This window comes from Streptomyces sp. NPDC017202, assembly GCF_044331705.1.
In the GTDB taxonomy this organism is placed as follows: Bacteria; Actinomycetota; Actinomycetes; order Streptomycetales; family Streptomycetaceae; genus Streptomyces.
Window position 1 is genome coordinate 1 of sequence record NZ_JBIRNP010000032.1, and the last position, 14,073, is coordinate 14,073.

Below are 14,073 nucleotides of genomic sequence, written 5' to 3' on the forward strand. Positions count from 1 at the left end.
GTACATCCAGTACACGGGCGATCCTCCGCCTTGCGATGCACCGCACCAGACGCCGCGCACTGATCCGACGCGAATTGTCAGACACGCCCTAGGACCAGGCCGCGACCACGTACCCGACCCCGTACGGCGCGTCCTCGTACAGCAGGGTGCCGGACAGGCCGGCGTCCTGCGCCGCGCCCGCGAGCACCTGCCAGGGGGCCCGCCCGGCCGCCTTCAGCTCACCGGCCAGTCCGGCGTCGAGGGCCGTCAGGGCCGCGATGTCGGCGGCGCCGAGCGCCCGCCCGGCCTCGGCGTCGAAAGGGGCCGCGCGCTCGTCCAGATAGCCCGGCGCCTTCAGCGTGCGGCAGGCGCTCGCGTCGCCCATCACCAGGAGCGCGGTCCGACCGGGCCGGGCGGCGATCTCCCGGCCGGCCTCGGCACATCGTCCGGGCGCGAGGGACTCCTCCACGCCGAGTCCCTCGACCGGGCCGTCCGACCAGCCGGCCCGCTCCAGCAGCCAGGCGCCCACGGCCAGGGAGGGCGGCAGGCCGGGCCCGGACGCGTCCTCCGCGCCCGCCCCGCCGAGCCGTACGGCGAGATCCACGCCGAAGCCGCGGAAGGACCCCGGCGTGCCCGCGGGATACGCGCCTCGCCCGGCCTCCTCCACGGGGCCGATCACCACGAGCCGGTCCGGCCGGGCGGCGGCGAGCACCGACAACGCGTCCGAACAGGCGGTACGCGCGGCGTCCAGCTCGGGTGCGGCGCCCGCGGCGACCTCGGGCACGAGCAGGGGCGGACAGGGGCAGACTGCGGCGGCGACAAGCATGATCGGCAGGGTAACCCCGAGCCGTGGGCCCCGCGTGCGCCGGCACCGGCGTGCGCCTGCGGGACGCGGGCGGGCGGAGCGCCGGTCAGTCGCGGCCGCAGCCGCTGCCGTCGGCCACCGGGAGCGGCGCGGGGGCGCCGATGCCGGGCAGGCCCAGCATGACACCGGCCGACTTGGCCGCCTTCTCCGCGGTGCGCTTCTCCCAGGCGTCACCCGCGCGCGTGCGGCGCACGTCGAGGACGGCGCCCTCGGCGAGGAGGTGGTGCGGGGCGGCGTAGGTGATCTCGACCGTGACGACGTCGCCGGGGCGGACCTCCTGGTCGGGCTTGGTGAAGTGGACGAGGCGGTTGTCGGGGGCGCGGCCGGAGAGGCGGTGGGTGGCGCCGTCCTTGCGGCCCTCGCCCTCGGCGACCATCAGCTCCAGGGTGCGGCCGACCTGCTTCTTGTTCTCCTCCCAGGAGATCTCCTCCTGGAGGGCGACGAGACGCTCGTAGCGCGCCTGGACGACCTCCTTGGGGATCTGGTCCTCCATGGTGGCGGCCGGGGTGCCGGGCCGCTTGGAGTACTGGAAGGTGAAGGCCTGGGCGAACCGGGCCTCGCGCACCACGTGCAGGGTCTCCTCGAAGTCCTCCTCGGTCTCGCCGGGGAAGCCCACGATGATGTCGGTGGTGATCGCGGCGTGCGGGATGGCCGCGCGGACCTTCTCGATGATCCCGAGGTAGCGCTCCTGGCGGTAGGAGCGGCGCATCGCCTTCAGGACGGTGTCCGAGCCGGACTGGAGCGGCATGTGCAGCTGCGGCATCACGTTCGGCGTCTCGGCCATGGCTGCGATGACGTCGTCGGTGAAGTCGCGCGGGTGCGGCGAGGTGAACCGCACGCGCTCGAGGCCCTCGATCGACCCGCACGCGCGCAGCAGCTTGCTGAAGGCCTCCCGGTCGCCGATGTCGGAGCCGTAGGCGTTGACGTTCTGGCCGAGCAGCGTGATCTCGCTGACGCCCTCGCCGACCAGGGCGTCGATCTCGGCGAGGATGTCGCCGGTGCGGCGGTCCTTCTCCTTGCCGCGCAGGGCCGGGACGATGCAGAACGTGCAGGTGTTGTTGCAGCCGACGGAGATCGACACCCAGGCCGCGTACGCGCTCTCGCGGCGCGTGGGCAGCGTCGAGGGGAACGCCTCCAGGGACTCGGCGATCTCGACCTGCGCCTCCTCCTGCACGCGCGCGCGTTCCAGCAGGACCGGGAGCTTGCCGATGTTGTGGGTGCCGAAGACGACGTCGACCCAGGGGGCCTTCTTCACGATGGTGTCGCGGTCCTTCTGCGCCAGGCAGCCGCCGACCGCGATCTGCATGCCGGGCCGCGAGGCCTTCCGCGGCGCGAGGCGGCCGAGGTTGCCGTACAGCCGGTTGTCGGCGTTCTCCCGTACGGCGCACGTGTTGAAGACGACGACGTCGGCGTCGCCGTCCGACCCCTCGGGGGCGCGCACGTAGCCGGCGTCTTCGAGCAGCCCGGACAATCGCTCGGAGTCGTGGACGTTCATCTGGCACCCGTAGGTGCGGATCTCGTAGCTCTTGGGTGCGGGAACGTCCACTGCGAGGCTCCGGTCGCTGCTGCTGGTCATGCCTCAAGGGTAGGCGGTCCCGGGGAGGCCCCTGCCGCCCGGTGCTCCGGGGCCCACGGGGGCGACGGCCGCGCTCGGGCGGGTGGCGGGGGCCGGGTCAGGGGTCGATCAGGCCCGCCCGGATGGCGTAGCGCGTGAGTTCGAGGCGGTCGCGCATGCCGAGCTTCTGGAGAAGGTTGGCACGGTGCCGTTCGACGGTCTTGGCGCTGATGAAGAGGAGCGCGCCGATCTCCTTGGAGGTGTGTCCCTCGGCGACGAGCTTGAGGATCTCCTCCTCGCGCTCGGTGATGGGCCGGTCGGGCAGACCGTCCACGCCGGCGCCGCGGTGCAGCCGTTCGAGGTACGACCGCACGAGCGCGCGCTCCGCGCCCGGGTAGATGAACGGCTCGTCGCGCACGGCCGCCCGGCACGCCTCGACGAGGTCCCGGTCGGCGACGGACTTCAGCACGTACCCGCCCGCGCCGGCCTTGAGGGCCTCGAAGAAGTACTGCTCGTTGTCGTACATGGTGAGGATCAGGATCCGCAGGCCGGGCAGCCGCCGGGAGAGTTCGCGGGCCGCCTGGAGACCGGTCATCCTCGGCATGGCCACGTCCAGGACGGCCAGGTCGATGTCTCCCGCGCGGGCCCGCTCGACCGCCTCGGCCCCGTCTCCCGCCTCCGCCACGACCGTCAGATCGGGTTCACCGTCCAGGATGAGCCGCACTCCGCGGCGCACGAGGGTGTGGTCGTCGGCGAGGAGCACGCGGGTCGGTGCGGACGCGTCGGTCATCGGCGGCCTCCGGGGACGGTGGGGCGGGCGTGGTGGCTGAGCGGCGAGGACCCGCGCCGGGGCGGACGGCCCCCGGTCACCGGAAGCCGCCTCCCGCGGGCGGCGCGGTGGTGGGCGGGGCAGCGGCGGACGGCGTGGTGGTGGACGGGGCGGTGGTGGACGGGACGGCCGCGGCGGGCGCGGTCCGCAGGCGTACGGCGGTCCCGCCGCCGAGGCCGGGCCCGAAGGTGAACGTCGCTCCGATCAGCAGTGCCCGTTCCCGCATCCCCAGGACCCCGGCCCCCTCCCCCGCGGTCGCCCCGGGACCCCGGCCGTTGTCCCGCACGAGGAGTTCGACGCCGTCGGCGACGGGACGGAGACGGAGTTCGGCGCGGTCGGCGCCCGCGTGCCGGGCGGTGTTGGTCAGGGCTTCCTGGGCGACCCGGTAAAGCACCAGTTCGGTCTCCTCGGTCAGCGGGGGCAGGCCGGGCCGCAGGTCGGGGCGGACCGTCAGCCCGTGGGTGGTGAACTCGGCGGCGAGCGAGCGCAGGGCGCTGACCAGGCCGAGTTCGTCCAGGACACCGGGGCGCAGACGGCGGGCGATCCGGCGGATCTCGTCCAGTCCCGCGCGCGTGGCCTCCTGCGCCTGCCCCACCTCGTCGCGCAGGTCGTCGGGGGCCCGGTCGGCGACGCGCTTGAGCTGGAGGAGTACGGCGGTGAGGGTCTGGCCGACCTCGTCGTGCAGTTCGCGGGCGATGCGGTGGCGTTCGCCCTCCTGGGCGGACAGGGCGCGGGCGGCGCTGTTCGCCCGCTCCGATTCCAGCCGGTCGAGCATGGCGTTGTACGTCGTGATCAGCTCGGCCGTCTCGACCGGGCCGGAGACGACGGCACGGGCGCCGGGGTGCAGCAGGTCGGCGTCGCTCATGGCCCGGCCCAGCCGCCCGAGCGGGGCGAGTCCGACGCGCAGCACGACCGCGTTGACGGCCAGCAGCGAGGCCAGGCCCGCCACGACGACGAACGCCTCGGCCGGCAGGACGGGCGTGGAGACGGTGACCGGCCCCAGGAGCAGCGCGGCGGCCGCCACCAGGCCGACGGCGTTGAGGGCGAAGATCCGCCAGAACAACGACACGTGTGCGACTCCTCCTCTCCCGGCTCCCCCGGCTCCCCCGGTCCTCGTCGTCGGCCGGTCGCCCCGCGACGACCGGGCCGTGCCCGGTCGGCCCGGCCGGGACCATGGCACCGCCCTGACCAGCATCTCCGTCCTGCGCCGGCCTTGTCCATCCGTGACGACACCCATGTCGTCACCGTACGGCGGGATGGCAGCATGGCGCGTCGGCGCACTGACGACCGACGGTCCCGAGGACCGCTCCGGCACCGGCCACCAGCGCCCTCGCGGGCCGGTACCGGTACCGCGAGGGCTCCGCGCCGTCATCAGCGCCGGCATCGACCGTCCACGACCTCAAGGGGAAGAAACCGTGTCCGCTCCACGCCTCCGGACGACGCCGCTGCCAGGCATCGGCGTCCAGTACGACCTCGTGACGCGGGAGCAGCGCCACCTGTCCGTGGTGGCCCACCGTGACGGAACCCGGACGGTGAGCGTGTACCGGGCCGACGACCCGGATTCCTGCGCCCAGTCGCTGCGCCTGTCCGGCGCCGAGGCGGGCTCGCTGATCGACGCGCTGAAGCCGTCCCACCACAGCGCGAGCCTGCTCTACACGACCGGCCTCGGGCTGGTCGCCGAGCGCGTCGAGGTGGCCGCGACGTCCCGCTGGAACGGGCGGCTGCTGGGCGACACCCGGATGCGCACGGAGACCGGCGCGTCGATCGTGGCGGTGCTGCGGCGGGCCGAGGCGATTCCCTCGCCGACGCCGGACTTCCGGCTGGCGGGCGGCGACACCCTGATCGTGATCGGCACCCGCGAGGGCGTGGACGCGGCCGCGGCGATCCTCGGTCGGGAGTGAACCGGTGCACTCCTCCGCGGTCCTGCTGATCGAGTTCGGTTCCATCATTCTGGCCCTCGGACTGCTCGGCCGGTTCGCCGCCCGCTTCCGGTTCTCGCCGATCCCCCTCTACCTGCTCGCCGGTCTGGCCTTCGGCAAGGGCGGGCTGCTCCCGCTGGGCGCGAGCGAGGAGTTCGTGGCCACCGGCGCCGAGATCGGCGTCATCCTGCTGCTGCTCATGCTCGGCCTGGAGTACACGGCCAGCGATCTGGTCTCCAACCTCAAGGCCCACTACCCCTCCGGCCTAGTGGACTTCACCCTCAACGCGCTGCCGGGCGCCGCCGCCGCGCTGCTGCTGGGCTGGGGCCCGGTGGCGGCCGTGGTGCTGGCGGGCGTCACCTGGATCTCCTCGTCCGGGGTGATCGCCAAGGTGCTGGGCGATCTGGGCCGGGTCGGCAACCGGGAGACGCCGGTGATCCTGAGCGTCCTGGTGCTGGAGGACCTGGCCATGGCGGTCTACCTGCCGATCGTCACCGCACTGGTGGCCGGCGTGGGGCTGGCGGCCGGCAGCGTGACCCTGGCGATCGCGCTGGGCGCGGCGGGCCTCGTCCTGTTCGCGGCGGTGCGCTACGGCCGGGTCGTCTCCCGTTTCGTCTCGAGCGACGACCCGGAGAAACTGCTGCTCGTGGTCCTGGGGCTGACGATCCTGGTCGCCGGGGTGGCGCAGCAGCTCCAGGTGTCGGCGGCGGTCGGCGCGTTCCTGGTCGGCATCGCGCTGTCCGGTGAGGTGGCGGAGGGCGCGCACACCCTGCTGAGTCCTCTGCGGGACCTGTTCGCGGCCGTCTTCTTCGTGTTCTTCGGGCTGCACACCGATCCCGCCAGCATTCCTCCGGTCCTGCTGCCCGCCCTGCTGCTGGCGGTCGTGACGGCCGCGACGAAGATCGCGACCGGGCACTGGGCGGCGCGGCGCGCCGGCATCTCGGTCAAGGGCCGCTGGCGCGCGGGCGGCGCCCTGGTGGCGCGCGGGGAGTTCTCCATCGTCATCGCGGGGCTGGCGGTCACCGCCGGCATCGAACCGTCCCTGGGCCCGCTGGCGACGGCGTACGTCCTGATCCTGGTCGTCCTGGGCCCGCTCACCGCCCGCTACACGGAACCCCTGGCGACCCGCTGGACCCGCCTGCGCGAAGCGCGCCGGACCCCGTCGCCGGAGCGGGCGGCCGAGCCGCGCGCGGAGGCGCCGGTGGGCGACTGAGGAACGGGACGGCATCCACGGGGCGCGCGCCGCGCCACGGGCGCCGGTCGCCCGGGTGCGGGCCTCCGGCAGCGGTCACGTGAGGGCGGTCCTCACCACGGAGACCGGCGCGTGCGGCGAACCGCGCCTCGCCACCGGCCGCGGGGCGCGTTCGCCGGCCCGGCGGCCGGGCCTGCCGCCGGTCGGCGGCGCCCCACGCCGCTCCGAGGACCGTCAGGCCGCGCCGCCGGGGACCCACCGCTGGCGGCGCAGCACCGCCGACACGTCCGGTGCCTCGTAGTGCTCGCCCTTGAGGACCTTGCCGTCCGCCCGGCGGGCGACCTGCCCGTCGGGGCCGAGCTTGGTCATGTTGGAGCGGTGGATCTCGGCTATCACCGCGTCGAGGTCGATGCCGTGCACCAGGGCCGTGCCGTACGCGACGTAGACGACGTCGGCCAGTTCGTGCGCGAGGCGGTCCAGGGGCCCGTCCACCGACACCTCGGCCACCTCGGCGGCCTCCTCGGCGAGCAGTTCCCCGCGATGCGCGGCGAGGCCGGCCGGCACCTCCGTCGGCGTGCTGCGGGCGTCGAGACCGAAGGCGAGGTGGAACTGACGGACCAGGTCGGCGGGCGAAGAACTCATGCGACCGACTGTATCGGCGGCCACTGACAGTCACTGCGGGCACCGCCCGGTGTGCCCCGCCCTGGCCAGTTCGCCGCCCCACCTGGCAGGATCGCGCGCATGTCCAAGGTGTTCCCTCCCGTCGGCAGACGCCGGGCCGCGCAGGGCGCGGCCGCCGCCGTCGTCGTCCTCGGGCTGCTGCTGTGGTGGCTGCTGCCGCTGGGCGAGGCCCCGCCGAGCGGCAGCATCACCTTCAGCACGGGCACCACGAGCGGCGTCTACCACGAGTACGGCAGCCGGCTGCGCACCGAGCTGGCCGAGGACATGCCCGGCCTGGACGTGAACCTGACCACCAGCAACGGTTCGCAGGAGAACGTCGCGCGCGTGGCGACCGGGCAGGCCGACTTCACCATCGCCGCGGCCGACGCGGTGGAGACGTACGAGCGGGAACACCGCGACGCGGTCGCCCGGCTACGCGGGGTCGCCCGGCTGTACGACGACTACGTGCAGCTGGTCGTGCCGCGCGACTCGGACGTGCGGACCGTGGCCGACCTGAAGGGACGGACGGTCGCGACCGGGCTGCCCCGTTCGGGGGTGCGGCTGATCGCCGAGCGGGTCCTCAGGGCGGCGGGCGTGGACCCGGCGAAGGACATCAGGGCCGTGTCGGAGGGCATAGACACCGGCCCGGAACGGCTGAAGCAGCGGAAGATCGACGCGTTCTTCTGGTCCGGCGGGGTGCCGACGGCCGGTCTGGAGAGGCTGGCCGACGGCTTCACCTTCCGGTTCGTGCCGATCGACGCCGCGCTGGTGGCCAAGATGCACCAGCAGGACGACGCGACGGGCTACTACCGGGCCACCAACATGCCCGAGTCCGCCTATCCGATCATCCAGAACGGCTCCACGGTGCCGACGATCGCGGTGTCCAACCTGCTGGTGACCCGCACGGACGTGGACCCCAGGCTCACCGAGTGGCTGACGCGGACCGTGATCAAGAGCCGCGACGGGATCGGACGGCACGTGCACTCCGCCCAGCTGGTCGACCTGCGCACGGCCATCTACACCGACCCCCTGCCCCTGCACGAGGGCGCCCGGCGCTACTACCGCTCCGTCAAGCCGTAGCGGGGCCGGTCTCAGGCCACCGGCCTGGACCTCGGCACGGACACCGTCACCTTCAGCCCGGTGGGCTCGTGGTGGTCGTACGCGATCGTGCCGCCGCCGGCCGCGAGCAGGGCGCGGGAGATGGACAGGCCGAGGCCGGAGCCCTTGACGTTCTGGTGCCGGCCGCTGCGCCAGAAGCGGTCGCCGACGCGCTGGAGCTCCTCGTCGGTGAGGCCGGGGCCGTGGTCGGTGACGACGACGGTCGAGACCTCGCCGTCGACGGCGACCGTCACCTCGACGTGCTCGCCCTCCGGCGTGAACTTGACCGCGTTGTCGATCACCGCGTCCAGGGCGCTGGAGAGCGTGACCGGGTCGGCCCAGGCCGTGGTGGGCGGGCAGTCGCCGGTCAGGCGGACCCCCTTGGCCCCGGCGGTGGGCGCCCAGGCGGCGACGCGCTCGGCGGTCAGCGCGCCGATGTCGGTGATCCGCAGGTCCGCCTGGGTGTGTTCGGCCAGGGCCAGGTCGAGCAGGTCGTCCAGGACCTGGGCGAGGCGTTTGCCCTCGCTCTGCACGGACGCGATCTCCTCGTTGCCCTCCGGAAGTTCGTAGCCGAGCAGTTCGATGCGCAGCAGCAGCGCCGCGAGCGGGTTGCGCAGCTGGTGCGAAGCGTCGGCGACGAAGGCGCGCTGCTGCTCCAGCACGTCCTCGACGTTGTCCGCCATCTCGTTGAACGACCGGGCCAGCCGCCTGAGTTCCGGCGGACCGCTGGCGACCGCGACCCGGGACTTCAGGCGGCCGGTGGCGATGTCGTGGGTGGTGGCGTCCAGGACCCGCACGGGCCTGAGCACCCAGCCGGTCAGCCGCAGGGCCGCCCCGATGGCGAGCAGCATCGCCGCGATCTCGCCGGCGCCGACGACCAGCCAGCCGTGCAGGATGCGCGAACGCATCGCCCCGGTGGGCGAGTCGGTGACGACGACCGCGACGACGTCGCCGTCCCGGATCACCGGGGACGCCACCACGAGCCGGTTGCGCTGCCAGGGCCACACCTGCTGGGGGTCGTGGCTGCGCCGGCTCAGCAGCGCCTCCTCGAACGCGTCCCGCACCTCGCCCTTTTCGGGGAGGTACCAGTCCCTCGGCGCGTGGGCCATGGGGGTGTCGCTGCCGTAGAAGACACCGGCACGGATGCCGTAGACGTCGTAGTAGTTGGCCAGCTCGCGGATCAGCGTCGCGCGCCGCTCGTCGGTGGTCGTGGAGATCGGGTCGGAGGCACCGGCCGGGACGGTGACGAACTGGGCGAGGGCGGCGAACCGTGCCGTGTCGTCGATGCGGTCGACGACCACGTCCTGTTGCTCGGCGCGGGCCACGCTGACCGCCAGCGGCACGCCCAGGGCGAGCAGCACGGCCGCCATCAGGACGATGAGCAGCGGCAGGAGACGTGTGCGCAACGGTCCCCGCTAGGCCGGGGCCACGAGCCGGTAGCCGACGCCGCGCACGGTCTCGATCAGGGCAGGCATGCGCAGTTTGGCGCGCAGGGAGGCGACGTGCACCTCCAGGGTCCGCCCGGTCCCCTCCCAGCTCGTGCGCCACACCTCGCTGATGATCTGCTCCCGCCGGAAGACCACGCCGGGGCGCTGGGCGAGCAGCGCCAGCAGGTCGAACTCCTTGCGGGTCAGCTGGACGACGGCGCCCTCCACGGTGACGCGCCGGGTGGGCAGTTCGATGTGCACGGGCCCGAGCAGCAGCTCGCCGTCCCCCGCGGCCGCCGCGTCCTCGGGGACGGTGCGCCGGCTGACGGCGTGGATGCGGGCGAGCAGCTCACCGGTGTCGTACGGCTTCACCACGTAGTCGTCGGCGCCCAGGTTGAGGCCGTGGATGCGGGAGCGCACGTCGGAGCGGGCCGTCACCATGATCACGGGGGTGGCGGTGCGCTTGCGGATCTTGCCGCAGACCTCGTAGCCGTCCTGGTCGGGCAGGCCGAGGTCGAGCAGGACGACGCCGAAGCCGGGCCCCTCCGGGACGAGCGCCTGGAGGGCCTCCTCGCCGCTGCGCGCGTGGGTGACGTCGAAACCGTGCCGCTTCAGGACCGCGGACAGCGCGGCGGCGACGTGGTTGTCGTCCTCGACGAGCAGCAGTCTCATCCCGGCCTCCTCCGGTTCATCGGGCGTACCATCTGGTTCTGTACAAATTCGTACGACCCAGGCGTACGGTTTCGGTGGGCGAAAAGCGCGGTGCACGCGCGCGTGCACCATGGCAGTCATGCTGATGGACGAGGACGCCGTCAAGTGGGTTCCGGTTGCGCGGGGCTTCCGTTATCCGCCCGATACGGTCCCAGGTCCCCGGTGCTACGACACGTGTCCGATTGCTATCGGATCGTGATGCTCAGATTCCCCTCAGATGTAATGACGCTGATCGTGAGGGGTCACTACTGTCCTCCGAAACCGAGGAGGACGGAGCCCGAAAGCGATGACCGAAGTATCGGTGGCCAAGGAAGACGCGGCCGCACCCGGCGAACTGGTCGTCCTGAAGAGCGTCAACAAGCATTTCGGCGCGTTGCACGTTCTCCAGGACATCGATCTGACCATCGAGCGTGGTGAGGTCGTCGTGGTGATCGGACCCTCCGGGTCCGGCAAGTCCACGCTGTGCCGCACCATCAACCGCCTGGAGACGATCGACGAGGGTTCGATCACGATCGACGGGAAGCCGCTGCCCCAGGAGGGCAAGCAGTTGGCCCGGCTGCGCGCCGACGTCGGCATGGTCTTCCAGTCGTTCAACCTGTTCGCGCACAAGACCGTGCTGCAGAACGTGATGCTGGGCCAGATCAAGGTCCGCAAGGCCGACAAGAAGAAGGCCGAGGAGAACGCGCGCGCCCTGCTCGACCGCGTCGGCGTGGCCAGCCAGGCCGACAAGTACCCCGCACAGCTCTCCGGCGGCCAGCAGCAGCGCGTGGCCATCGCGCGCGCCCTGGCCATGAACCCCAAGGTGATGCTCTTCGACGAGCCGACCTCCGCCCTGGACCCGGAGATGATCAACGAGGTGCTGGAGGTCATGCAGCAGCTCGCCCGGGACGGCATGACCATGATCGTCGTCACCCACGAGATGGGCTTCGCACGATCGGCCGCAAACCGCGTGGTGTTCATGGCGGACGGCCGCATCGTCGAACAGGCTTCGCCGGACCAGTTCTTCAGCAATCCGCGCAGCGACCGCGCCAAGGACTTCCTGTCCAAGATCCTGCACCACTGACGGCGCCCCGCGCGCCCGCGACCAGCGTCACCCGCCTCTCGACGGCTCGCACCTCTCCTTCATCGAAGGCATCACCCAAAGGAAGTTGATCATGAAGCTTCGCAAGGTCTCCGCCGCCTCGGCCGCCGTCCTCGCCCTCGCCCTCGCCGCCACCGCCTGCGGCTCCGACGACAAGGACGACGCGGGCAGCGGCTCCAGCGGCGGCGGCGACAAGATCAAGGTCGGCATCAAGTACGACCAGCCGGGTCTCGGCCTGAAGGAGCCCGACGGTTCCTTCTCCGGCTTCGACGTGGACGTGGCGACGTACGTGGCCAAGGAGCTCGGCTACAAGCCCGACCAGATCGAGTTCGTCGAGACCAAGAGCGCCGACCGCGAGAACGCGCTCTCCCGCGGCGACGTCAAGTTCATCACGGCCACCTACTCGATCAACGACGAGCGCGCCAAGAAGGTCGACTTCGCCGGCCCCTACCTGCTGGCCCACCAGGACCTGCTGGTGAAGAAGGACTCCAAGATCGCCAAGGGCGCGGACCTCAACGGCAAGAACCTGTGTTCGGTGACCGGCTCGACGTCGGCGCAGAACGTCCGGGACAAGATCGCCCCGAAGGCCAACCTGAAGCAGCTGGCCGGTTACTCGGAGTGCATCGCCGCCCTCCAGAGCGGCTCCGTCGACGCGGTGACCACCGACGACTCGATCCTCGCGGGCTTCGCCGCGCAGGACAAGTACAAGGGCCAGTTCAAGCTCGTGGGCGAGAAGCTCTCGAACGAGAACTACGGCGTCGGCGTCAAGAAGGGCGACAAGGCCACCGTCGACAAGATCAACGCCGCGCTGGAGAAGATGGTCAGCGACGGCTCGTGGGACAAGGCCGTCAAGGAGAACTTCGGCCCGGCCGAGTACAAGAACGAGCAGGCCCCGAAGATCGGCGTCATCGTCAAGTAACCCGGCACCCGCCGCCTCAGGAATCCCGCGCCCGGCGTGGGGTTCCGCGGGCGCGCCGTCCGTCGTCGCGATCACGGCGGACGGCGCGCCACGCCCTCCACGTACGCCACACACCCGGAAGCGCGGGAGATCGTGTTCGACTTTCTTGAAGGCTACGACGTCCTCGCGGCGTTCTGGATGACGGTCAAACTGACCGTCTTCTCCGCCGTCGGCTCCCTGGTCTGGGGCACCCTGCTGGCCGCCATGCGCGTCAGCCCGGTCCCGCTGATGCGCGGGTTCGGCACCGCCTACGTCAACATCGTCCGGAACATCCCTCTGACGGTCATCATCGTCTTCACCTCGCTCGGCCTCGCCGACATCTTCGGCATGACGATGGGCGCGTCCGACGACTTCGCCCTCCAGGGCTTCCGCCTCGCGGTGCTCGGTCTGGTCGCCTACACGGCGGCCTTCGTCTGCGAGTCGATCCGGTCCGGCATCAACACCGTGCCCCTCGGCCAGGCCGAGGCGGCGCGCGCGATCGGGCTGAGCTTCAGCCAGACGCTGCGGCTCGTCATCCTGCCGCAGGCGTTCCGCTCGGTCATCGGCCCGCTGACCAACGTCCTGATCGCCCTGACCAAGAACACCACCGTGGCGGCCGCCATCAGCGTGGCCGAAGCCGCCTTCCTGATGAAGGAAATGATCGAGAACGAGGCCCAGACGCTGGCCATCGGCGCGGTCTTCGCCTTCGGTTTCGTGGTCCTTACCCTTCCCACCGGCCTGCTGCTCGGCTGGCTCGGCAAGCGACTGGCGGTGAAGCGATGAGCTCGGTCCTCTACGACGCCCCCGGGCCCCGCGCCAAACGGCGCAACCTGGTCCTGTCCGTCGTCTTCTTCGCACTGCTCGCCCTGGCCCTGTGGTGGGTGTGGCAGAAGATGGACGACAAGAAGCAGCTCGAATGGGCCCTGTGGGAGCCGTTCACCACGTCCCAGGCCTGGACGACCTATCTGCTGCCGGGCCTCGCGAACACCATGAAGGCCGCGGCGCTCGCCATGGTCATCGCCCTTCCCCTGGGCGCGCTCCTCGGCATCCTGCGGATGTCCGACCACCGCTGGGTGCGCGTCCCGGCCGGCGCGGTGGTCGAGTTCTTCCGGGCCATCCCGGTGCTGCTGCTGATGCTGTTCGCCAACGAGCTGTACGTCCGCTCCTCCGACATCACCAGCGAGGACCGTCCCCTGTACGCGGTCGTCACCGGCCTCGTGCTCTACAACGCCTCGGTCCTCGCCGAGGTCGTCCGGGCCGGCATCCTCTCCCTGCCCAGGGGCCAGACGGAGGCCGCGTTCGCGATCGGCCTGCGCAAGGGCCAGACGATGACCAGCATCCTGCTGCCGCAGGCCGTCACCGCGATGCTGCCGGCCATCGTCAGCCAGCTCGTGGTCATCGTGAAGGACACCGCGCTCGGCGGTGTGCTGCTCGGGTTCACCGAGCTGCTCAACGCCCGCAGCACGCTCGCGGCGAACTACGCCAACGTCGTCCCCAGCTTCATCGTCGTGGCGCTCATCTACATCGTCGTCAACTTCGTCCTCACCTCCTTCGCCTCCTGGCTGGAGGCCCGGCTGCGCCGCAGCAAGCGCGGCACGGGCGCGGTGCTCGACCCGGACGAGGTCGAGGACAACCCCGCCGCGATCGCCGGCAGCCACGGAACGGGCCGGGCGGTCTGACCCTCACTCACCCGGCGTGACCTGTACGGAGGCAGTGGCGTGCGCGCCGCTGCCTCCGTCACTTGACGCGAGCTGTGGCAATGGGTTGCATACGTTCTGTGATCGTGCACCCTGCTCCTACCCCTTGTTCACCTACGTCCC

At 71.8% G+C, this 14,073-nt stretch carries 14 protein-coding genes; 7 read left to right on the forward strand and 7 right to left on the reverse strand.

The window, feature by feature from the left end:
• Positions 1 to 88 precede the first annotated feature (88 nt).
• From ACH4N1_RS33270 to ACH4N1_RS33285, 4 genes are all read right to left on the reverse strand, one after another.
• Entirely contained in the window at positions 89 to 805 is a 717-nt protein-coding gene (locus ACH4N1_RS33270; protein WP_398103908.1) for a class III extradiol dioxygenase subunit B-like domain-containing protein, read from the reverse strand.
• 85 nt (positions 806 to 890) lie between these two features.
• A complete protein-coding gene (gene miaB, locus ACH4N1_RS33275) occupies positions 891 to 2,420 on the reverse strand; it encodes a tRNA (N6-isopentenyl adenosine(37)-C2)-methylthiotransferase MiaB (protein ID WP_398103911.1) in 1,530 nt (509 codons plus the stop codon).
• 97 nt (positions 2,421 to 2,517) lie between these two features.
• Complete coding sequence (locus ACH4N1_RS33280; RefSeq protein WP_398103914.1) at positions 2,518 to 3,189, reverse strand: response regulator; 672 nt, start codon at positions 3,187 to 3,189, stop codon at positions 2,518 to 2,520.
• A 76-nt stretch (positions 3,190 to 3,265) separates the two neighbouring features.
• A complete protein-coding gene (locus ACH4N1_RS33285) occupies positions 3,266 to 4,297 on the reverse strand; it encodes a sensor histidine kinase (RefSeq protein WP_398103917.1) in 1,032 nt (343 codons plus the stop codon).
• A 346-nt stretch (positions 4,298 to 4,643) separates the two neighbouring features.
• On the opposite strand from ACH4N1_RS33285, the gene ACH4N1_RS33290 reads away from it, so the two are divergent.
• Positions 4,644 to 5,129 (forward strand): cation:proton antiporter regulatory subunit, encoded by a 486-nt coding sequence (locus tag ACH4N1_RS33290; RefSeq protein WP_398103920.1) that lies wholly within the window; start codon positions 4,644 to 4,646, stop codon positions 5,127 to 5,129.
• A gap of 4 nt (positions 5,130 to 5,133) precedes the next feature.
• A complete protein-coding gene (locus ACH4N1_RS33295; protein ID WP_398103923.1) occupies positions 5,134 to 6,360 on the forward strand; it encodes a cation:proton antiporter in 1,227 nt (408 codons plus the stop codon).
• A 213-nt stretch (positions 6,361 to 6,573) separates the two neighbouring features.
• Here the strand turns inward: ACH4N1_RS33295 and ACH4N1_RS33300 are convergent, their stop codons facing one another.
• Positions 6,574 to 6,981: a MazG nucleotide pyrophosphohydrolase domain-containing protein gene (locus ACH4N1_RS33300; RefSeq protein ID WP_398103926.1), complete on the reverse strand. Its 408-nt coding sequence runs from the start codon at positions 6,979 to 6,981 to the stop codon at positions 6,574 to 6,576.
• A 99-nt stretch (positions 6,982 to 7,080) separates the two neighbouring features.
• On the opposite strand from ACH4N1_RS33300, the gene ACH4N1_RS33305 reads away from it, so the two are divergent.
• On the forward strand, positions 7,081 to 8,079 hold the full coding sequence (locus tag ACH4N1_RS33305) for a TAXI family TRAP transporter solute-binding subunit (protein WP_398103929.1): 999 nt from the start codon (positions 7,081 to 7,083) through the stop codon (positions 8,077 to 8,079).
• 11 nt (positions 8,080 to 8,090) lie between these two features.
• Here the strand turns inward: ACH4N1_RS33305 and ACH4N1_RS33310 are convergent, their stop codons facing one another.
• Positions 8,091 to 9,503: an ATP-binding protein gene (locus ACH4N1_RS33310; protein WP_398103932.1), complete on the reverse strand. Its 1,413-nt coding sequence runs from the start codon at positions 9,501 to 9,503 to the stop codon at positions 8,091 to 8,093.
• Between the two features lie 9 nt (positions 9,504 to 9,512).
• Positions 9,513 to 10,196: a response regulator transcription factor gene (locus tag ACH4N1_RS33315; RefSeq protein ID WP_363091952.1), complete on the reverse strand. Its 684-nt coding sequence runs from the start codon at positions 10,194 to 10,196 to the stop codon at positions 9,513 to 9,515.
• A gap of 325 nt (positions 10,197 to 10,521) precedes the next feature.
• Between ACH4N1_RS33315 and ACH4N1_RS33320 the strand changes: the two genes are divergently transcribed.
• The 4 genes from ACH4N1_RS33320 to ACH4N1_RS33335 all read left to right on the forward strand — a co-directional run bounded on the left by ACH4N1_RS33320 (position 10,522) and on the right by ACH4N1_RS33335 (position 13,932).
• Positions 10,522 to 11,298, forward strand: a complete 777-nt coding sequence (locus ACH4N1_RS33320; RefSeq protein WP_398103935.1) for an amino acid ABC transporter ATP-binding protein — start codon at positions 10,522 to 10,524, stop codon at positions 11,296 to 11,298.
• A gap of 91 nt (positions 11,299 to 11,389) precedes the next feature.
• Entirely contained in the window at positions 11,390 to 12,235 is an 846-nt protein-coding gene (locus ACH4N1_RS33325; protein ID WP_398103938.1) for a glutamate ABC transporter substrate-binding protein, read from the forward strand.
• A 132-nt stretch (positions 12,236 to 12,367) separates the two neighbouring features.
• A complete protein-coding gene (locus ACH4N1_RS33330; RefSeq protein WP_392246484.1) occupies positions 12,368 to 13,036 on the forward strand; it encodes an amino acid ABC transporter permease in 669 nt (222 codons plus the stop codon).
• The gene (locus ACH4N1_RS33335) at positions 13,033 to 13,932 is read left to right on the forward strand and encodes an amino acid ABC transporter permease (RefSeq protein WP_398103941.1); all 900 of its coding nucleotides are present in this window, start codon (positions 13,033 to 13,035) and stop codon (positions 13,930 to 13,932) included. The genes ACH4N1_RS33330 and ACH4N1_RS33335 overlap by 4 nt, the downstream gene beginning before the upstream one ends.
• The last annotated feature ends 141 nt before the right edge of the window (positions 13,933 to 14,073 follow it).

Bases quoted from the DNA above. Each gene is read 5' to 3' on its own strand.
- ACH4N1_RS33335 (WP_398103941.1), top strand. From the start codon at position 13,033: ATGAGCTCGGTCCTCTACGACGCCCCCGGGCCCCGCGCCAAACGGCGC.
- ACH4N1_RS33270 (WP_398103908.1), bottom strand. From the start codon at position 805: ATGCTTGTCGCCGCCGCAGTCTGCCCCTGTCCGCCCCTGCTCGTGCCC.
- miaB (WP_398103911.1), bottom strand. From the start codon at position 2,420: ATGACCAGCAGCAGCGACCGGAGCCTCGCAGTGGACGTTCCCGCACCC.
- ACH4N1_RS33305 (WP_398103929.1), top strand. From the start codon at position 7,081: ATGTCCAAGGTGTTCCCTCCCGTCGGCAGACGCCGGGCCGCGCAGGGC.
- ACH4N1_RS33280 (WP_398103914.1), bottom strand. From the start codon at position 3,189: ATGACCGACGCGTCCGCACCGACCCGCGTGCTCCTCGCCGACGACCAC.
- ACH4N1_RS33315 (WP_363091952.1), bottom strand. From the start codon at position 10,196: ATGAGACTGCTGCTCGTCGAGGACGACAACCACGTCGCCGCCGCGCTG.
- ACH4N1_RS33325 (WP_398103938.1), top strand. From the start codon at position 11,390: ATGAAGCTTCGCAAGGTCTCCGCCGCCTCGGCCGCCGTCCTCGCCCTC.
- ACH4N1_RS33320 (WP_398103935.1), top strand. From the start codon at position 10,522: ATGACCGAAGTATCGGTGGCCAAGGAAGACGCGGCCGCACCCGGCGAA.
- ACH4N1_RS33300 (WP_398103926.1), bottom strand. From the start codon at position 6,981: ATGAGTTCTTCGCCCGCCGACCTGGTCCGTCAGTTCCACCTCGCCTTC.